Raw genomic sequence first — 19492 nt, 5'->3', positions numbered from 1 at the left:
CCGCAGCCGCTGTACCCTGACCTGGATAAACCCCCAGCTACTGCGTACCTGGCTGGTGCGTTGTCCCACCCTCCTCCACCCCTTCGGTAGCTCCAGGGGGGGAAGGCGCCTGGGTCTCTTCCACCAGGCCTTGCATCAGCGTCCTGAGGAGTTCCGGGTTATGTCGCAGCATGGCCCGTTCGATGTCCGCCAGTCCACTCCCCGCTTCCAGGCTTAGTTCCAGGTCTTCCATGTACCGCTCAAAGGCTTGGCGTGCTTTCGTTTTCCAGTCTTTCATGCCTTATTCTGGCATACGGATTTTTAGAGATGCACCCGCCTCCTTCCATGCCTAACAGCGTGTGCTGGGTGAGGATAGGGCTTGGGTCTTTCTGCGTGTTTATACCATTTTGTTGTAATACTATGCAAAACCCAGGTAGCCACACGCCCGAATAAGTGATATGCTCTCCCCTTGGTATGCCCGCCCGCACCGACCTCAAAAAAATCTTGATCATCGGCTCCGGCCCCATCACCATCGGACAGGCCGCCGAATTCGATTATTCCGGTACCCAGGCCGTCAAAGCCCTTAGAAGTGTGGGTTACCAGGTGGTGCTGGTCAACGCCAACCCCGCGACCATCATGACCGACCCGGAGCTTTCGGAGGGAACCTACCTCGAGCCCCTCACGGTGGAGTTCCTGGAAAAAATTATCGCTACCGAGCGTCCGGATGCGCTCCTGCCCACCCTGGGCGGCCAGACCGCGCTCAACCTCTCGATGGCCCTGCACGAACAGGGCATTCTGGCGAAGTACGGCGTAGAGCTGATTGGCGCCAACGCCGCGGCCATCAAAAAGGGCGAAGACCGCGAGGCCTTCCAGCAAGCCATGATCAAGATTGGGGTGGACGTACCCCGGGGCAAGATGGTGCACAGCCTGGAAGAAGGGCTGGCTTTTGCCCGTGAGATTACCGGCTACCCGGTGGTGGTGCGGCCCAGTTTTACCCTGGGGGGCACCGGGGGCGGCATCGCCGAAAACGAACCGGAGTTTATCGAAATTCTCACCCGGGGCCTCTCGCTCTCCCCCACCCACTCCGCCCTGGTGGAGGAGTCCATCGTGGGCTGGAAGGAATACGAGCTCGAGGTCATGCGCGACAAAAACGACACCGTGGTGATCATCACCTCCATCGAGAACGTGGATCCCATGGGGGTGCATACCGGCGACTCCATCACGGTCGCACCGGCCCAGACCCTCTCGGATGTGGAGTACCAAAAGATGCGCGACGCAGCCATCGCCATCATCCGCGAAATTGGGGTGGAGACCGGCGGTTCCAACATCCAGTTCGCCATCGACCCCAAAAGCGGGCGCATGATCGTGATCGAGATGAACCCCCGGGTCTCGCGCTCGAGCGCCCTGGCCTCCAAGGCCACCGGCTTCCCCATCGCCAAGATTGCGGCCTTGCTGGCGGTGGGCTACACCCTGGACGAGATCCCCAACGACATTACCCGGAAAACCCCGGCCTCCTTCGAGCCCACCATCGACTACGTGGTCACCAAAATTCCCCGCTTCGCCTTCGAGAAATTCAGCACCCTGCCCAACCTGAACCCCGGCGGCTTCTCCGACCGGCTGGGCACCCAGATGAAGAGCGTGGGTGAGGTGATGGCCATTGGCCGCACCTTCAAGGAATCCTTCGGCAAGGCCCTCAGGAGCCTGGAAGCCGACGTGCGGGCCGAGTTTTCCAGCTATACCACCGAGGAGCTCGAGGCCCGGCTCTACCCCAGCCCCACGCGAATTTATGCAATTCTGGAACTGCTGCGGCGGGGCGAACAGGTAGACCACCTCTACGATAAAACCAGAATCGAGCCCTGGTTCCTGACCCAGCTTAAAGAGGTGGTGGACGCCGAGCACGACCTACAGACCGAGCAGAACCGCCTGGAAGACGCCGAGGACTGGCGTTTTGTGAAGAGCCTAGGGCTATCCGACGCGCAAGTGGGCGAACTGATGGGGGTTTCGGAAACGATGGCCCGCAAAGAGCGCCTGGCCGCGGGCTCCAGGCCGGTCTACAAGACCGTGGACACCTGCGCCGCCGAGTTCGAGGCCTACACCCCCTACCACTACAGTGCGTATGAGCTCGAGGACGAGGTTCGCCCAACCGACAAACCCAAGGTGGTCATCCTGGGCAGCGGCCCCATCCGCATCGGGCAGGGGGTGGAGTTCGACTATGCCACCGTGCACGCGGTCTGGGCGCTGCGCGATGCAGGTTACGAGACCATCATGGTCAACTCCAACCCCGAGACGGTCTCCACCGACTACGACACCGCCGACCGCCTCTACTTCGAGCCGCTCACTCTGGAAGACGTGCTTAATCTGGTTGAGCACGAGCAGCCTTTGGGGGTCATTGCCACCCTGGGCGGCCAGACTCCCCTCAAACTGGCCAAAAAGCTCTCCGAGGCCGGGGTTCAATTGCTAGGAACCCCGTGGGAGGCCATCCACCGGGCCGAAGACCGGGCCGAGTTCAATAAGCTCTGCACCGAGCTGGGCATCCCCCAGCCCAAAGGCGCGGTAGCCCGCACCCCCGAAGAAGCCCTCAAGCTGGCCGAGGCCCTGGGTTATCCCCTGATGGCCCGGCCCAGCTACGTGCTGGGTGGGCGGGCCATGCAGGTTGTGCACAGCCCCGAAGAGCTCTACTGGTACCTGAACGGCATCTACGCCGCCCTGACTGAGCGGCCCTCGATTTTGCTGGACGAGTACCTGGAAAACGCGCTCGAGCTCGATGTAGACGCGCTCTGCGACGGCAAGCAGGTGGTGGTAGCCGGCATCATGGAGCACATCGAGCGGGCCGGGGTGCACTCCGGCGACTCGGCCACCATCCTGCCGCCCGTCTCCCTAAGCCCCGAACAGCTCGAGACCGTCCGGGCCTATACCCGCAAGCTGGCCCTGGCGGTGGGGGTGAAGGGCCTGATTAATGTGCAGTACGCCCTCAAAGATGGCGTGGTCTACATCCTGGAAGCCAACCCCCGCGCCTCACGCACGGTGCCTTTCGTCTCCAAGGCCATCGGACACCCACTGGCCAAGTATGCCGCCCTGATCGCCGTGGGCAAAACCCTGGACGAGCTGGGCTTCACCCAAGACCCCACCCCCGGCTTCTATTCGGTCAAGGAAGTGCTCATCCCCTGGCTCAAATTCCCTGGGGTCATCCCGGTGCTGGGGCCCGAGATGCGCTCCACCGGCGAGAGCATGGGCATAGACACCGACCCCTACCTGGCCTACTACCGGGCCGAACTCGGCGTGGGCCAGCACCTGCCCCTTTCCGGCAAGGTGCGTTTCATTGGGGCCGACCATCTAAAAGCCGATTGGATGGCCGCCGGTTTCGAGGTCTGTGAAGGGGATTACGACCTGCTGGTGGCCCTCACCCCCGACCCCGAGTTGCGCCGGGCGGTGGAAACCGGCAAGCCCTTTATCACCACCCTCGAGGGGGCCCGGTGGAGCCTCGAGGCCATTAAGCGGGCTCGCAGCTCCAACCTGCCGGTTCGGTCGTTGCAAAGCTGGCATACGGCCTGATACAAACCCCACCCGTAGCCTGCTCTTTAGCGCGGTCTTCGCCAAGATGCTTATCAAAAGGCTTCAATGAGGCAGATCTCTGTGAAGCCAGGTGAGCAGCCGCGCCATGGGGATCGTCCACCCTTCGGTTGGGGCCAACATTCACCGCGAAGACTAGCTCAGGCCCGTATGTGCAGAGCAGCCCGTTAATTGTGTCGGCTGGCTCGAGGCCTGAACAAAAAACTGGCTCCGCTATGGAGCCAGTGAATAAACAAGGCCTACTTCTTGGCAGCCGTTTTCTTAGGCGCAGCCTTAGCCGTGGTTTTGCTAGCCGTTTTCTTAGGCGCAGCCGCTTTTTTCGCAGCGGGTTTAGCCTTGGCCTCGACAGATGCTTTCGCAGCAGCCTTGGCAGGGGCTGCTTTGGGCGCAGCCTTCTTGGCGGTGGTCTTAGCAGTGGTCTTGGCAGCGGCTTTGGCTGGGCCCTTAGGGGCTGTTTTAGTAGCTTTTTCGGTAGCCTTGGCAGGGGTTGCTTTGGGGGCAGCCTTCTTGGCAGTAGTCTTGGCAGCGGCTTTAGGGGCAGTCTTGGCTACGGTTTTGCTGGCGGTTTTCTTGGTCGCAGCCTTCTTAGCAGCAGGCTTTTGGGTGGATTCAGTTTTTGTTTGTTCAGGCATGTATATACCTCCTTTAGTTCAGTGTGGAGTCATCTAAGCCCTGACTCACAAATCATGCGCTATCCAGCGGATGATTTGCCCAGTCACACAACACCCAAGAGGCCTTGTGTGCGCTGGGGACAAGTGGTGCTTTTAGATTGTTTCTCCACTGAACTTCACTATACAACATGTTGTGTGCTTTTTACACACAAAATACAACCCATTGGTGAATTTTCAATCTCTCCGATGCCAATCGGACTATTGCGTTTTGCCCTTTCTTATCGCTTTTTTTTGAGTATATACAGCCTTCACCAGACCATCTTAATCAATTGCGTCTGCATCGCACCAAACACCAGCCAAGCCCGAACCCGGTCTGGAATTTAGCGATTGCCACTTACCCGATACAAGAATCAATATCCTAACCTGGGGCAGGCAACAAATAAGCTTCCCTACAGCAAATTGAGCAGCTACACAAGCAACAGGCTAGATTGGCCGGGCTGGTTGCTCGGTTATCGCAGCAGCGGCCCCATGTACAAAGCGCTTACATGACCCTGCGATACAATACGCACCATGCTGGACTCCAAGACCATGGCCCTGGCCCAGGATGTGCGTGCGCTACTAACCAAAGGGCTGGATGCGTTGGCTCGAGTGGGCATCGAGACGGAGCCGCTCAAACAGGCTTTGTTAGACCTCGAGGGCCCTTTTTTGCTCGTGGTTGTCGGTGAGTTTAACAGCGGAAAGTCATCGCTGCTTAATGCCCTGCTGGGGGGCGATTTCCTAAAGGAAGGGGTTACGCCCACCACCGACCGCATCAACCTGATTGGCTATGGCCCCGAACCCAAACTACAACCCCAATCACCCGAGCTGGTGCTGATAGAGCTGCCCCACCCGCTGCTCAAAGAGGTGCGACTGGTAGACACCCCCGGCACCAACGCCATCCTGCAACACCATCAGGTCTTGACCCAGAAATTCCTTCCGCGCGCCGACCTGATTTTGTTTGTTACCAGCGCCGATAGGCCCTTTACGCAGTCCGAAGCCAATTTTTTGAGTTTTATTCGAGCCTGGGGCAAAAAGGTGACGCTGGTCATCAACAAAATGGATCTGCTCAGCGAGGCCGAGCTACAACAAGTACTCGAGTTCGTCCGCAAAGGCGCCGACCAAACCCTGGGGCATATTCCCCCTATCTTTGCGGTATCGGCCCGCCTGGCGCGGCAAGGCCAGGCAGCTACCAGTCGTATCCCCGAGCTCGAGGCCCACATCCACCAGGTGCTCACCCACCAGGCAGCCCAGCTCAAGCTGGGTTCACCGCTGGGGGTGCTGGCCCGGCTCACCGAGGAAGCCAGGCCTGTGCTGGAGACCAGGTTGAAGGAGATTGAGAAGCAGCTCGCCACCTGCCACGAGCTGGACAGCCTGCTCCAGCGGCACGAAGAACGCACCCGCCGCGACTTTAGCGGACAGGTTGCCCTGGCCTTGCAGGCCATTGACGAGGTGCGCGCCAGGGGTGAGCGCTGGCTGGACGAGAAAGTGCGGTTCTCCAGGTTTCTCGAGCTCATGCAGTCCAACAAACTCAAGCAAAGCTTCATCGACGAGGTGGTCAAAGGCGCTAATCAGGAAATTGAGCGCCGCGTGCTCGAGGCCATGAACTGGCTGGCCAAACGTGACCGCGAACTGCTGGAAGACGCCCTCTCACTGTTGCGCGAAGCCCCCGGACTGCGGCGCACCGAGCCGGTCGGGCCAGAAGAGCGCACCATTGCCGGAAACCTGGAAGAGGCTCTACGCTCCTTCGACGCCGAGGCCGAAGCGATACAGTTACGCGACTTCATCCAGGAGAGTCTGCGCGGCACCGCCCTGGCTGAAGTAGGGGTAATGGGCCTGGGCCTGACCATCCTGCTGGTCGCACAAAAAATTGCCTTCGACATTCTGGGCATTTTTGCCACGGTGTTTGGGGCCATCCTGGCCACCTCCATCCTGCCCCGCCGCAAAGAGGTTGCAAAAAAACGCCTGCGTGAGCGGCTGGTCGAGCTAAAGAGTACCCTCGAGCAGGCTTTGCATGAGACCCTGAATACCGAGATAGAGCGCACCCATCAACGCTTCAACAGCCTGTACCGCACCCCCTGCACACGCCTGGAGAACAGCCGCAACGCCGCCCTGGCCCACCTGCAACTGGCCGAAGACCTAAGGCGTGAGGCGCTCGAGCTGCGCAACCGGCTGGACTAGAGCGCCGCGAAGCGCAATTGCTTGAGTATCTGGCGCAGCACAATGGGCCTTTGTCAGCCCTGCCTTTAGGGGTCTCTCACGGTAAGCACCGGTATCGCCGAGGCCCGCACCAGCCCTTCGGCTACCGAACCCAGGCCCTGGCCGCCCTGACCACTGACCCCAATCACGATCAGGTCGGCCCCCCAGGCTTTAGCCGACTCTATTACCTGCTGAACCGGGTTACCTTGGGCAACTTCGTGGCCAGGCCGAACTGCGTCATCTTCCCAGGTGCTGGACACCAGCAACTCCAGCTCGAGCAGGGCCTCGGTGGCGGTAAAAGGCGAGTCTACTGTTACCACGTGTATCACCCGCAGCTCGGCCTGTGGGAAGCTGGCTCGAGCCAGTTCCAGGGCGCGCTTTGCACACGGCGAAAAGTCGGTGGCAACCAGAACCTTCTTAAACATAGTCCGCCTCCGTTTCTACAAGTGCCTCAGCTCTAGCCTAGCCCTTTGCAAAGGGCGTTGTGTCCCTACCGCACCTCGCTCCCATCCAAGAATGGGCTCAACGCACCAAAAGCACCGGGCACTGCGCATGGGTTAACACCTTCTGACTCTGGCTACCCAGCAGCAAACCCTTTAGCTGGCCCAAACCCCTGGTTCCCATTACAATCAAGTCAACCTTTCGAATCTCTGCAACCCGCAAAATGGCCTCGGCCGGGGGCCCTTCCAGCACTTCGATCTCGAGCTGGGGAAACTCACCCAGCAGGGCCAGAGCCTGCGCCACCACCCGATCTGCTGCTTCGGTTCGTTTCGAGATGGCCTCTTGCAAAAAGGGTTCTCCTAAGTAGTCTGGAACCGAGTCGTAAGTATGAACCAAACACAGCGAAGCACGGTACTGACGGGCCAGATCGGCAGCCAGCAGGGCCGCTTTCTGGGCATGTTCCGAGCCATCGAAGGCCAACAGGATATTTTTGAACATAGCTACCTCCTAAGCCAGCACATCCAGGGGATGCTTGTCGGATACTGCACGCTCAATAATGGTTCACCCCTGTCTTGCAAGCATATTATGCGGTCTTCTCGAGCAGTTTAGGGCCTCCCTAGCGCTGCCCTGATCCCACCCGGGCCCCTGGGGTGGGGTTTCCATCTGACGTAACGCCTAAATGCCCCCGGCTTGTTCATTCGTCACAAGACCGGCGTAACGCCTCCCGTAACTTTAGTCTATGTTGCGGGTGGAAATACCTCATTTGCAGTCATCGCTACCTCTACCCGCAAACCCGGAGGTAACTGTGGCAAAACTCATCGCAGTGGATGACTCTCTAGCAGACCTGAAGCTCATCGAACAGTCGCTTGCTCCGTATCACCAGGTGGTGCTGTACCAGGGGAGTGAGGATGTCGAGCAGCGCATCGAAGCCGAAAAACCCGATGCGGTTCTGCTCGATGTGGTCATGCCTGGGCGCAACGGCTACGAGGTTCTTCGCTCCCTGCGGCGCAACGAGTCTACCAAGCACATTCCGGTGCTGGTCATCAGCTCCAAGAGCGCCCCGACCGATATCGAGTGGGGTAAGCGCCAGGGTGCCAATGGCTACCTGACCAAGCCCTATACCCCCGAGGCCCTGCGCAAAGCGGTTCAGGAAATCCTCTAGGCAGCCAGGCGGTGCTAGCGCGTCGGGCTATCTGCAACCAGGAGGATATGGCTCGGTTATGAACCACATCAGCATCGGCAAAATCTGGGTTCTACGGCTCGGCAACATTTTTTTGGGAATAGAGCCAAAAGCCTTAAAAGAAGTGCTGGAAGTGACGCAGCCCACCCCCGTTCCGTTGGCCCCTCCACCTCTGCTGGGACTCCTGAGCAACCAGGGCCAGATCGTGCCGGTATTCGACCTGAGCCAGGTACTACAGATTCCGCCCGCCGGCTCTGGCATTGCTGCTTTGCTCGAGGTCGAAGGACAACCCATGGCCTTTATGGTTGACGAGGTGGCCGGGCTTCGCACCGACCTGAGCGCCGCCTGGGTATCCCCCAGCCAGGAGCCCCTGTTCAGCGCTTTTGTGAAAGATGGCGAGCAAAGCATCCGTGTCCTGAATCCAAGCGGCCTGCTCGAGCACCTCACCACCCGCATCGCGATAGCTACCCGCGCTTCGGTTGCACCAATTCAGGTCAGCCCGCAAGCCTGAACCCGCTAAGCCCATCAACTGCACAACCTTAAAAAGGAGTCCCTATGGAGCAAACCCACCTTCCTATGAGCCACGATCCCCTGCTGGTAATGGCCTCGTTCCTGATAGCCATCTTCGCAGCCTATGCTGCACTGGCCATCATCAACCGCCTAAGGCAAACCAGCGTCAATAAGAACTGGTTGTGGTTGGGAGCCGTTACCTTTGGGCTGGGGGTCTGGGCCATGCACTTCACTGCCATGACCGCCCTACAGCTCAACATGTTGGTCGCTTACGACCCCCTCCTGACCCTGATCTCGGTGCTATTTGCAATCGTGGGGGCCGCAGCAGCCTTTCAGGTAGTCAGCCAGCCGAAGGTTGGCTTCAAAGAAATACTGACCTCTGGCTTTTTTCTGGGTGCAGGCATCGGAACCATGCACTACGTGGGCATGTTTGCCATGCGCCTCAATGCCCAGCTATCCTTCGACCCCCTTCTGGTTGTGGCCTCGGTTCTGGTAGCCGTGGCGCTGGGCACTTTCGGTATCTGGACGCTAATCAGCCCGGCTTTTAGCCGAGTTCCTTTCCGCCATCTGGTCACGGCGGTCATCACTGGGTCGGCCATTCCCTTTATGCACTACACCGCCATGCTCGCAGCCCGTTTCACCAGCACCGGCAGTGAGCAAATTCACAGCATGGTCGCAAGCGGCGGTCTGCTTTCGCTCAACGTTTTCTTGTTGTTTGCAGTGGCCATACTGGGGCTGCCGTTGTTCCTTACCTCTCTGCTCGAGGCCTCCACCGAGGTTGCTCAGGAGGCCGAAGCATGATCCGTCGCAGCCCCAAAACCGCCGTTCGCCCCTCCCGTCACCCTACTCCAGCCATGCCCACACAGCTCCTGCCCACGGGTGGGCTGCTGGGATCGCTAAAGATCTGGCAAAAGCTCCTTTTGATCGTGCTTGCATTCTCGGTGGCAGGCATTGTGCCCGTAGGCATCGTCTTTTTCATTGAGCAACGGCAAAGCCAGCGTTCTTACAATCAGCTGCTTGGATACCAGTTTGCCCAGGCGCTTTATGACACCATCCAGCAGGTGAGTGAGCACCGGCGTTTTAGCATAGATAGCAGAGTCTTGGGTGTAAAGCCCGATCTGGCCAAGGAAGCCAGCGATGTGGATACCGCCCTCAATCAGCTTATTCAACTCAATGAAGGCATGAAAGATCGCTTTGGTCTTGCCACATCGCTCACCGAGCTCAGCCAAACCTGGGAGCAGATTAAGAACCAAAGCCTGGCCGCTGGCACCAACTCCATTTTTGAGATGCACAAGCAGCTGATCAATCGGCTCAACCAGACCCTTGAGAAGCTGAGCCTGTCCTCAGGCTTGCTGCTGAACACAAGCGCGGAAGCATTCCTGCTTACCGAAACCGCGCTGCGTCACCTGCCGGCCTTGCGCGAAACCCTGGCCGAACTGCGCTTCCTGGGCATGGTGGTGCTGGCTCGAGGGTCGGCGCTCATCTATGAGCGGGAACAAATAATAAACCTGCTCAAGCGCTCATCTGAGCAAACCGAGACCATTTTGCTGAACATCGCGCAGAGCAAATTGGAACAATCACGTGATCTGGAAAGCATCGCGCTTGAAATGGAAAAGCTCGCTGGAGATGTGGACTTTGCCGATACCCTGGTAACCAACTCAATTCTTGCCACCACCCGCACCACCCTTCGTCCAGGTGAGTACAGCAGCACTTTTGTCGATATCGATTCGAGCATTGCCCAGCTTGGACAGCAGTCCTTGCAGCTACTGACCAAATCCACCCTGAGCCGAGTGCAGGCAGCCCAGCAACAGCAGGCTTTGTTGTTCGTAAGCATCGCTTTGGCTTTGGCGCTGGCTTTGGGCATCGTGGGAGCCGTGGCTCGCTCAATTACCGGCCCGGTGGGGCAGCTCTTTAATGCCTCCTTGCGTTTGCGCAAAGGCGACCTGGGGGTACAGGTACCGGTGCTATCCTCCGACGAGCTTGGCTCGCTGGCCCGCACCTTCAACGAAACTGCCGTGCAGCTCAAAGCCAAGGCCGAAGCCGACGCCGAACAGCTTCGCCAAAGCCAGCTTTTACAAGAAAACATCGGGGCCTTTCTGAACGTAGCCATGGATATTGCCCAGGGCGATCTGACCAAGCGTGGGCGCGTAACCGAGGACGTACTGGGCAACGTGGTAGACGCGGTAAACCTGACCATCGAAGAAATTGCCTATCTGCTCAAGCAAGTACAAACCGCTGCCGAGATGGTCAACCGGGGTGCTACCGAGATGGCCCTGAGCTCTGCAAGCGTGCAAGAAAAGGCCGAATCGCAGGCGGAGCTTTCGGCCCGGGCCCGCATCGAAGCATTCGACACCACCGATTCCATTCGTAGCATGGCCGAGCAAATCGTGCAGGGCTCCGAGCTGGTGATGCAGGCCAAGGAGGCCGCGCTGGAGGGCCAGGGCGCGGTACAAAACACCCTTAGCGGTATGCAGAACATCCGGCGTGAGGTACAGAGCATCTCCAAGAGCATCAAAGGCCTCTCCGACCGCTCGCTGGAGATTTCCGAGGTGGTGGACACCATCTCGCGCATCGCCAAACAGACCAACCTGCTGGCCCTGAACGCCGCCATTGAGGCCGCCGGTGCCGGTGAGGCCGGTGCCCGCTTTGCGGTGGTGGCCGACCAGGTACGCAAGCTGGCCGAGGACTCGGCCCGCGCTGCCCAGCGGGTGAACCTGCTGGTCAAGGGCATCCAGACCGAGATTCAAGGTGTGGTGATCTCGGTAGAGGGTGGTACCCGCGAGGTGGAGCAGGGCTACCGCATCGCAACCGAAGCCGGGAGCAAGCTCGAGCAGATCGCAGCTTTGGCCCAGCAATCCGCTGAGGCTGCCCGCTACACTGCACAGCTAGCTCAAGAACAGGTAAGCCGGGTGGAAGAGGTGGCCGGCGTGGTGCAGGAGATCTACAACACCGCCCTGCAAACCGACCAGGAAAGCCGCAAAGGCCGCCAGACTGCTGAAGAGCTGCAAGCCCTGGCCCAGCAACTCAGCCGCAGCCTGACCCGCTTCCGGCTGCCCGCGTAAAGGGAAACTATGGCATTGCAACGCGACTATCGCGAAGTAGAAGTCAAGCAGGTAGGGCTCCTGGGCGCCCAAAGCCGAAAGGTGCGGGTAGATGCCGAAACCCTCGAGGCCCCCTATACCGGATTCTTCGGGAGCCTCCGCGTTCCCTACAAGCTGGCGCTGCTGGTTGTTCCTTTATTGTTTCCGATTTTCTATTTGTTGCTTGTGCTGGTTGGTGAGCAGCGCAACGATGTCAACTTTGTGCGGGCCGAAAAACAAGGGGTGCTCTTCCTGCAAAACAGCGGAGACCTGCTCAAGGCCATGGCCGAACACCGCAACATAAGCGCGGTTATCCTCTCCGGCAATCAGGAGCTTGTTGTTCCGCGCACCCAGAAGGCTGAGGAGGTCAGCCGCAACCTGCTGCTGCTCGAGCAGATCAACCGGTCTGCAGGCGACCCCTTTGGCATTGGGGAGAAGCTGGCAGCCCTCAAAACCGACTGGGATACCCTGCTGGCCGTGCGTATTAGCCCCATGCAAAGCTTCCAGGAGCACACCCGGCTCATCCAGCAGCTACTGGGGATTTACGAGCAAATTGCCATCGGCTCCAAGCTGACGCTGGATCCAACCGCACAGAGCTACTGGCTGGTAGATTCGGTGGTCTATCGCATTCCGCCGGTTATGGAAACCCTGAGCCAGGTACAGGGCATCGGCGCCACGGTTTTGCAGACCAAACAGCTTACCCCAGAGCAAGAAAAGCGGCTAAACGGGCTTCTGGCATCGCTGGTCAATCGCAATACCGGCTTTGGAGAGGTGCCTTCGCTAACCGCCTTACTCGAGCAATCGGTAAAAAACGCCCTGACCACCAACCCTCAGCTAGGCGACAGCCTGAGTGAGCAGGTAAACTCAGCCAGAGCCATTACTGAATCAGCGCTTGAGCTGACACGTCGGGAAGTGCTGAGCAAAGGCTATGCCCTCGAGCCCAGCCTGTACCTTGACCAGCTAAGCCGCCCCATTGAGGCCTACTTCGCCGTACAGAGCGCAGCCCTGGCCCAGCTTAACGAGCTGCTCGATGGACGCCTGGGGCAGCTGGTCAATCAGCAGCTACTCAGCCTGTTTATTGTGATTGCGACGCTGGTGCTATCGCTTTGGCTGATTGTTGGGGTCGCAAACTCCATTCTGGCGCCGGTGCGGGAGCTGACCCGGGTGGCGCAAAACCTTGGGCAGGGCGATCTTTCCACCCTGGCCCACCTTCGCTCCAACGACGAGCTGGGCCTGGTCAGCAAGACCCTGAACCAGTCCATCCTGACCTTGCGCTCCCTGCTCGAGCAGCAAGAGGCCGAACGCCAGCGGAGCTTGCAGCTCCAGGAAAATGTGCGGCACTTCATGGCGGTCGCTACCGAGATCGCTCAGGGCGACCTTACCAAACGAGGCCAGGTCACCAACGACGTGCTGGGCAACGTGGTAGACGCGGTGAACCTGACCATTGAGGAAATTGCCCATCTGCTCAAGGAAGTAAAACAGGCCGCCGAGTCGGTGAATGAGAGCGCCACACAAATGGATCAGCTCACCACCTCCATCGCTGCCGGAGCCCTCTCGCAAGCCCAGGAAGTAAGTCAGGTACAGAACCAGACCCGCATGGTAGCCAGCAATATCCGTCAGATGGCCCAAAGCGCAGGTATCACCGCCGAGGCCGCACGCCAGACTCTCGAGTCGGCCCAACTCGGCCGTCAGGCCGTAACCCAGACCCTCTCGGGCATGAGCGACATCCGCAGGGAGATGCAGGCCATCGCCGAGAACATTACTGCGCTGGCCCAGCGTTCTGCCGAGATCGAAAACATTACCAGGGTGCTCGAGGACTTCGCCTCGCAAACCAACCTTCTGGCCCTCAACGCCTCCTTCGAGGCCGCTGGAGCAGGGGCTGCAGGCCGTCGTTTTGCCATTGTGGCCGATGAAATCCGTAAACTGGCCGAGGAGTCGGCCCGTGAGACCAGCCGGGTGAACAATCTGGTGCAACAGGTGCAAAACGACATTGGCCGGGTGGTCGAGCTGGTTCGAGAAGGGGTACGCGAGGTGGAGACCGGCTACAGCACGGCCAACAGCGCCGGTAGCCGCCTCGAGGAAATCGCCAAACTGGCCGAACAATCCGCGGGCCTGGCCCAGGAAATTTCCAGTCTGGCCCAAAGTCAGGTGTCGGTGGTGGAACGGGTCGATCAGGCCGTTCAAAAAATCACCCAGACCGCACAAAAGACTGGAGCGCAAAGCCAGGCAGGCCGCCAGTCTGCCGAGGCCCTGCGGGTGCTGGCCCAGGAGCTCTCCAAAAACCTGGGTCGCTTCCGCCTGCCCGACTAGGAGAGGCCATGACTGCTGCAACCACGCCCGATCTGCTACAAAGCTTCCTCGAGGAGGCCTGGGAGACCGTGGCGGTCTTCGAGCAGGCTGCCGAGTTTCTGGCCATAAAGCGCCACGAACCCCTGGTGGTCATGGCCCATCGCCTCAAAGGCTCGGCGGGATTGTACGGCTTTCCGCAAATCTCCAACCTGGGCGCTTTAGCCGAGCGCATCCTGGAAGCCGCACCCCGCTATACCGAGCCCCAGCAGGCCAGGGTCATCGAGTTTATGGGCCAGTTAACAGCAGTGCTGGTCACCGCGCTGGAAAACATTGCCATCCACGGCCAGGAGGGCCGGGTGGGCCTCGAGCTCGGACGTTTAGGGGCTGCGGCCCTGATCCAAGAGCTCACCGCCCTGAACCCCGAAGCCTTCGCCAGCAATAACCTCGAGCCCACCCAAGAAACAATCCCCCCGCCCGACCAGACCCAGGTGGGGGTGGTGGAAGAGCTGCAGAGCTTTTATCAACAAAACAGCGAGTTCTGGGAGTTTTTCGCCCCAGAAACCCTCGAGAACCTCGACCATGTGGCCAGTGCACTGGCCCAGCTGCAGCTTGACAGCCAGAACGGCGAGCACCTGCGGGCTTTGTTCAGGGCCATGCATACCGTGAAGGGGGCGGCCTACTCGGTAGGTTGCAAACCCATCGGGGCCCTGGCCCATCAGCTCGAGGACCTCATGGTAGCGGTGCGCGAAGGCCACAAATCCTGGAACGACCAGATCGCACACCTCATCCTGGAAGGCGCGCAGGTGCTGGGCAAAATGATTGTGGTGGCCGAAGGTAAAGACCCACCAGCCGCCCAGACCCTCGGCAGCCAGCTCTTTGAGCTACAGGGCCGGCTGGCCCACCTGCTGGGCCAGGAAGCCCCGCTGAGCCCCCAGGCGCCTGCCCCCGCACCTCCCAGGCCTTCCGTGCAGCCCACCCGCTCCAGCAGCACCGCTTCGGTGCGGGTCAGCCTCGAGCGCCTCGATGCCCTGCTCAACCTGGCCGGCGAAACCCTGGTAGCCCGCTCGCGCCTGGAGCTGCTGGCCCAGCGTTTCGAGGAGATGGAAGAGCTGCTGGAAGCGGCCCGTCAGCGGCTCTTACGCACCACCTCCGACTTCGAAGCCCGTTACCTCAACCCGCGCCTCTCCCTTGCACAGGAGGCCCAGAACCCCCCTGCCCAGAGCACCCTGGGCAAAACCGTACAGGAGCTTTTTACCGAGCTCGAGTTCGACCGCTACGACGACCTCAACATCCTGGCCCGCTCCATCCAGGAAATGACCAGCGACCTGGCCGAAGTGCGCCACACCCTTAGCGAACAGATCAAGGCCTTCCGCCAGGAAACCGAACTCTTCGCTAAGCTTTCGCAAGACCTGCGCAACGAAGTAGGCCGGGCCCGCCTGATTCCAATAGGCCGGTTTTACACCCGACTCACCCGCCAGGTACAGCAGATCGCTGGCGAAAAGCAGGTGCAACTTCAGTTCCAGGGAGAACAGGTCGAAATTGACTCGGTGCTGCTGGATGGCCTTTCCGAAGCCCTGCTCCACCTGGTCAACAACGCTGTAATTCACGGCATCGAAAGCCCGACCGAGCGCCTGGCCGCAGGCAAAACCCCGCAGGGCACCCTGACCATCCGCACCCAGCAGCAACGCAGCACCCTGGTATTGGAGATTAGCGACGACGGGCGTGGCATCAACCTCGAGGCCGTCAAGCAAAAGGCGGTCGAAAAGGGTTTGCGCACGCAGGCCCAGGTGGAGGCCATGCGCCCGGAAGAGGCCATGGAGCTCATCTTCCTCCCCGGTCTTTCCACTGCTTTGGTGGTTTCCGATGTGGCCGGGCGTGGGGTGGGCCTCGATGTCGTTGCGGCCACCGTTCGCCGCCTGCGCGGTGACCTGAGCGTTGAAACCCGCAGTGGCCTGGGTACCACCTTCCGCTTGCGGGTTCCCCAGAACCTGGTGGTCTCAGACATCCTGTTGCTGCAAGCTGGTGGGCAGGTAATCGGCCTTCCCCGCGAAAGCCTGGTTACCTTGCTTACAGCGCCTGCAGGTCGGCAAGAAGTGGCCTACGAGGGCAGCTCCGTCCCGGTTAAGCTCCTCAGCGCACTTCTGGGCTTGCCACCCATAGAACAAGAAGAATATGCGCTGGCTGTGGTAGAAGGGCGCGGTGGGGCACTGGTGGCCCTAGCGGTCGAGCGCTTTATCGGTTTGCAACAAGCCCTGGTTAAACCCCTCAGGGCTCCCCTTTCCGAGCTACCCCACCTTATCGGCGCAAGCGTTTCGGCCACTGGCGAGGTCATTCTGGTGCTGAGCCCCAGCGGTCTTCTGGGCCTCAACACCTCCATGCCCATCCAGGCCCGCATCGAAAACCTCCCTACCCAGCGCCTCCCGGTGCTGCTGGTAGACGACTCGCTCTCGGTACGTAAGGTGGTGGCTCAGATGCTGCGCAAAGCCGGCCACCAGGTGGTTACGGCGGCAGACGGGCAGGAGGCCCTCGAGCTTTTACAGCAACAATCCTTCCAGGCGGTGGTGACCGACCTCGAGATGCCCCGTATGTCTGGCTTTGAACTTTTAGAGGAGGTGCGGCGGCGTCCCCACCTCGCCCATCTGCCCATCGCCGTGCTGACCACGCGCGCTTCAGCCAAACACCGCGACCTGGCCACCCAGCTTGGTGCAAATGCCTACCTGACCAAGCCCGCCGACGAGGTAGAATTAGAGCGGTTCTTGCGGGGGATCTAGGCGTATGCACTCCGACCGACTCCCGCAAAATTCACCGCTTTACCGTGAGGCCCGCTTGAAAAAGGAGATTGTTCCATGAAAGCCCTGATCCTGACCGGCCAACCCAAGCGTGGCGTTGCGCTCAAAGACAGCTTTGCGCTGTCGGGGTTTGATGTCCAGGTCGAGGATAGCGCTCTCTACGCCATGACCCTTTTAGAACGTCACCGCCCCGACGTCATCGTTAGCACCGCTTCACTTAGCGATCTAACGGGTGCGGAGTTCTTTGAGATGGTACGCGCCGACCCACAGCTTGCGCTGGTTCCTTTTGTCTTACTGGACGGCCTCACCCCAGCCAAGGTCGGCGACCTCGACCTGGTTCTGCCCCCAGACACCCCGGCAGCTGAGGTGGTTCGCAGTGCGTACAAACTGATCCTCGAGCTCACCCGCAAAACCTACATCACCGAGCCCGCCAATCCCGTGGCGCAATACGGCATCCAGGGGCAGCTAGGCGACATGAGTCTGTTCGAACTGGCACAATGGCTAGCCAAATCGGCCAAAACCGGGCGGCTTCGGGTCGAAGTCCAGGGTGATAGCGCCAGCTGGTTGTTCAGCAAAGGGCAGCTCATCCACGCCGAGTATGCCGGTAAAAGTGGCGAAGACGCCGTGCTGCATCTGCTGCTTCAGGTCGAAAACCAGCCCACGGGCCATTTTCACTTCGAGCCTCTAACCGAAGCTGATTTCTTTTTGGAACCGGTTACCATCCGCAAAAGCACCGACCAGCTGCTGCTTTCCCTGGCTGTCGAAATGGATCATCGCCAGCAGCGCATCAACTAGCGCGTCTTCACAAATATTAGAGCTGCTCAAAACTCGATTGCTCTGTCCTGCACAGCACAGTTGCCTCCCGGATGGGAGGCTTGGTCTGTGAAGAGTGCGATAAAGCTTCAAGCACCCGGCGTAGCGTAGGGCAGATACCTTTTGAGCCATGAATAGCCTCCGTCATGGTTACGCATCACCGGGTAGAGCCCGTGCTGGCACTACCATTAGGGGAGTTATGCAAGGAGCCAAAGTACTCGTCGTTGATGACAGCACCAGCGTACGCAAGGTGTTGGAGAAACTGTTGTCGTCCCGTGGTCTGGTTGTCACAACCAGCGAAACCGCCGAGCAGGGCCTGGAGGCGGTCAGGCAAAACACCCCCCACCTGGTTATTGCCGATGTGGTGATGCCCGGCATGAGTGGCTTTGAGCTATGTCAGGCGATTAAAATGCAAGCCTCTACCAAAAGCGTCCCGGTAATTCTAATCTCCGGCATCATCAACGAAGGTGTGGTAAGTCAGGCCCAGCAGGCAGGGGCCTTCGATGTGGTTTCCAAGCCCTTTACACCCGACGACCTCTTCCCAAAAATCGAACGGGCGCTCAACGCCGCCAGGCAGTCGCTCCAGGCTGTAGGAGAGGCTATATCAACACCCAGCTACGCCCCAATAGCAACCCCCTCCAGTACCAAGGAATCAATCCCGCAACCCCCAACCACCCCTCCCACCAGCCAGGCCACCTATTCATCGCCCCAGCAAGCCGTTCCTGAGACGCTCGAGGCCCAACCAACCCCGCCTGCCCGCCAAGCCCTGCTGGAGGAGCTGCGGCCCTTCCTGGACAAGCCCGAAATCGAAAGCGTTTTCGTAGTAGACAACGCCGGTCAGTTACTGGCCTGGCTGGGTCAGACCCTGGACGAGCCCGAGTTGCTTGCAACCTACATACACACGCTTTTGTCCATCAGTAGCGTAATGGGTGAAAAGTACCACCTCTCCTCCGTTCAAAGCCTGAGCCTCGAGTACCCTGGTAAAACCCTCATCATCAACCGCATCAGCGAAAAGGCATCGCTGATGCTCATGCTGCGCGGCACTGGCGGCACAGGCGTAATTCGCTATCTGGTGCTAAAGCAAATGCCACAACTCAAAGCCGCGCTAGGCAATTAACGGCACTTTTCTCGTTGCTGTGCAGAAGGCTATATGCCTCCTGCACAGCTTTTTTGTTAGGGGGTGTTGACAGATTTTGGGGTATTCGGTAATCTTCTCGTTGCGCTGCTGATACGAAGTCAGGCGCGAGGATCATGAAAAAGGGGTAGTAAGGAAGCGAAGGACATCTATCCTGAGCGCTTTTTTCATCACGCGAGTGATGAGGGAAAAAGTTCAGGGTAGTTACGAATAGACCTAATATCTTCAGGGGCAACTCTGAGGAAGGAATAAAGGTCAAGATAGAACGGGCACACGGTGGATGCCCTGGCACCTAAGCCGATGAAGGACGTGATTACCTGCGAAAAGCCCGGTGGAGCTGGTAGTAAGCTTTGATACCGGGATATCCGAATGGGGGAACCCGGCCTGTGGGAACACAGGTCACTCACGCGAGTGAGGGGGAACCTGGGGAACTGAAACATCTAAGTACCCAGAGGAGAAGAAAGAGAGTTCGATTCCCTGAGTAGCGGCGAGCGAAAGGGGAGTAGCCTAAACTGCTGAGCGTGCTCAGTGGGGTTGTGGGGCTGGCGATATCGAAGCGGAAGTCTAGTCGAAGGGTTTTGGGAAAGCCCACCATAGAAGGTGAAAGTCCTGTAGACGAAAGATGGAAGCTAGTAGCCAGTACCCGAGTAGCCTGTGGTTCGTGGAGCTATGGGTGAATCTGCGCGGCCCACCGCGTAAGGCTAAATACTCTAGGTGACCGATAGCGTACCAGTACCGTGAGGGAAAGGTGAAAAGAACCCCGGGAGGGGAGTGAAATAGAACCTGAAACCGTGTGCTCACAAGCAATCAAGGGACTATCTACGCGAGTAGCGGTCTTTTGGTGTGCCTATTGAAGCATG

The 19492-nt window shown here is 59.3% G+C and carries 13 protein-coding genes and 1 rRNA gene (1 of these 14 only partly in view); 11 read left to right on the top strand and 3 right to left on the bottom strand.

Annotated features, from left to right (window positions below):
* Window positions 1-37: 37 nt before the first annotated feature.
* Window positions 38-277, bottom strand: a complete 240-nt coding sequence (locus Q355_RS15865; RefSeq protein ID WP_211247163.1) for a hypothetical protein — start codon at window positions 275-277, stop codon at window positions 38-40.
* Window positions 278-453: 176 nt separating this feature from the next.
* On the opposite strand from Q355_RS15865, the gene carB reads away from it, so the two are divergent.
* Together carB and Q355_RS0112215 are read left to right on the top strand one after the other, a co-directional pair.
* Window positions 454-3531 carry a carbamoyl-phosphate synthase large subunit gene (gene carB / locus Q355_RS0112225; RefSeq protein ID WP_027878056.1) on the top strand — a complete coding sequence of 1026 codons (3078 nt, stop codon included), beginning with the start codon at window positions 454-456 and terminating at the stop codon, window positions 3529-3531.
* A gap of 1199 nt (window positions 3532-4730) precedes the next feature.
* On the top strand, window positions 4731-6377 hold the full coding sequence (locus Q355_RS0112215; RefSeq protein WP_027878055.1) for a dynamin family protein: 1647 nt from the start codon (window positions 4731-4733) through the stop codon (window positions 6375-6377).
* 65 nt (window positions 6378-6442) lie between these two features.
* Here Q355_RS0112215 and Q355_RS0112210 read toward each other — a convergent pair whose 3' ends face one another.
* The gene (locus tag Q355_RS0112210; protein WP_027878054.1) at window positions 6443-6820 is read right to left on the bottom strand and encodes a universal stress protein; all 378 of its coding nucleotides are present in this window, start codon (window positions 6818-6820) and stop codon (window positions 6443-6445) included.
* Between the two features lie 97 nt (window positions 6821-6917).
* Window positions 6918-7334, bottom strand: coding sequence for a universal stress protein (locus Q355_RS0112205; RefSeq protein ID WP_027878053.1), 417 nt, complete (start codon window positions 7332-7334; stop codon window positions 6918-6920).
* Between the two features lie 307 nt (window positions 7335-7641).
* Here Q355_RS0112205 and Q355_RS0112200 point away from each other — a divergent pair, with 307 nt between their 5' ends.
* The 9 genes from Q355_RS0112200 to Q355_RS0112160 form a co-directional block, all read left to right on the top strand.
* Window positions 7642-7998 carry a response regulator gene (locus Q355_RS0112200; protein ID WP_027878052.1) on the top strand — a complete coding sequence of 119 codons (357 nt, stop codon included), beginning with the start codon at window positions 7642-7644 and terminating at the stop codon, window positions 7996-7998.
* Window positions 7999-8056: 58 nt separating this feature from the next.
* Window positions 8057-8527: a chemotaxis protein CheW gene (locus Q355_RS0112195; RefSeq protein WP_027878051.1), complete on the top strand. Its 471-nt coding sequence runs from the start codon at window positions 8057-8059 to the stop codon at window positions 8525-8527.
* 65 nt (window positions 8528-8592) lie between these two features.
* Complete coding sequence (locus Q355_RS0112190; protein WP_245597575.1) at window positions 8593-9327, top strand: MHYT domain-containing protein; 735 nt, start codon at window positions 8593-8595, stop codon at window positions 9325-9327.
* Window positions 9324-11588: a methyl-accepting chemotaxis protein gene (locus tag Q355_RS0112185; RefSeq protein WP_027878049.1), complete on the top strand. Its 2265-nt coding sequence runs from the start codon at window positions 9324-9326 to the stop codon at window positions 11586-11588. Before Q355_RS0112190 ends, Q355_RS0112185 begins: the two co-directional genes overlap by 4 nt.
* A gap of 9 nt (window positions 11589-11597) precedes the next feature.
* Window positions 11598-13916 (top strand): methyl-accepting chemotaxis protein, encoded by a 2319-nt coding sequence (locus Q355_RS0112180; protein ID WP_027878048.1) that lies wholly within the window; start codon window positions 11598-11600, stop codon window positions 13914-13916.
* An 8-nt stretch (window positions 13917-13924) separates the two neighbouring features.
* On the top strand, window positions 13925-16666 hold the full coding sequence (locus Q355_RS0112175) for a hybrid sensor histidine kinase/response regulator (protein ID WP_027878047.1): 2742 nt from the start codon (window positions 13925-13927) through the stop codon (window positions 16664-16666).
* Between the two features lie 75 nt (window positions 16667-16741).
* A complete protein-coding gene (locus tag Q355_RS0112170; protein ID WP_027878046.1) occupies window positions 16742-17479 on the top strand; it encodes a DUF4388 domain-containing protein in 738 nt (245 codons plus the stop codon).
* Between the two features lie 217 nt (window positions 17480-17696).
* Window positions 17697-18614, top strand: a complete 918-nt coding sequence (locus Q355_RS0112165) for a response regulator (protein ID WP_027878045.1) — start codon at window positions 17697-17699, stop codon at window positions 18612-18614.
* Window positions 18615-18885: 271 nt separating this feature from the next.
* A 23S ribosomal RNA gene (locus tag Q355_RS0112160) occupies window positions 18886-19492 on the top strand (it continues 2316 nt past the right edge of the window).

It is taken from the genome of Meiothermus cerbereus DSM 11376 (genome assembly GCF_000620065.1).
Classification (GTDB): domain Bacteria; phylum Deinococcota; class Deinococci; order Deinococcales; family Thermaceae; genus Meiothermus; species Meiothermus cerbereus.
This window is presented reverse-complemented; position numbering and strand designations above follow the sequence as displayed.

What these genes read in the sequence shown, in the direction of transcription:
- carB (WP_027878056.1), top strand. Translation starts at nt 454, where the DNA reads ATGCCCGCCCGCACCGACCTCAAAAAAATCTTGATCATCGGCTCCGGC.
- Q355_RS0112165 (WP_027878045.1), top strand. Translation starts at nt 17,697, where the DNA reads ATGCAAGGAGCCAAAGTACTCGTCGTTGATGACAGCACCAGCGTACGC.
- Q355_RS0112170 (WP_027878046.1), top strand. Translation starts at nt 16,742, where the DNA reads ATGAAAGCCCTGATCCTGACCGGCCAACCCAAGCGTGGCGTTGCGCTC.
- Q355_RS0112215 (WP_027878055.1), top strand. Translation starts at nt 4,731, where the DNA reads ATGCTGGACTCCAAGACCATGGCCCTGGCCCAGGATGTGCGTGCGCTA.
- Q355_RS0112190 (WP_245597575.1), top strand. Translation starts at nt 8,593, where the DNA reads ATGAGCCACGATCCCCTGCTGGTAATGGCCTCGTTCCTGATAGCCATC.
- Q355_RS0112175 (WP_027878047.1), top strand. Translation starts at nt 13,925, where the DNA reads ATGACTGCTGCAACCACGCCCGATCTGCTACAAAGCTTCCTCGAGGAG.
- Q355_RS0112195 (WP_027878051.1), top strand. Translation starts at nt 8,057, where the DNA reads ATGAACCACATCAGCATCGGCAAAATCTGGGTTCTACGGCTCGGCAAC.
- Q355_RS0112180 (WP_027878048.1), top strand. Translation starts at nt 11,598, where the DNA reads ATGGCATTGCAACGCGACTATCGCGAAGTAGAAGTCAAGCAGGTAGGG.
- Q355_RS15865 (WP_211247163.1), bottom strand. Translation starts at nt 277, where the DNA reads ATGAAAGACTGGAAAACGAAAGCACGCCAAGCCTTTGAGCGGTACATG.
- Q355_RS0112185 (WP_027878049.1), top strand. Translation starts at nt 9,324, where the DNA reads ATGATCCGTCGCAGCCCCAAAACCGCCGTTCGCCCCTCCCGTCACCCT.
- Q355_RS0112210 (WP_027878054.1), bottom strand. Translation starts at nt 6,820, where the DNA reads ATGTTTAAGAAGGTTCTGGTTGCCACCGACTTTTCGCCGTGTGCAAAG.
- Q355_RS0112205 (WP_027878053.1), bottom strand. Translation starts at nt 7,334, where the DNA reads ATGTTCAAAAATATCCTGTTGGCCTTCGATGGCTCGGAACATGCCCAG.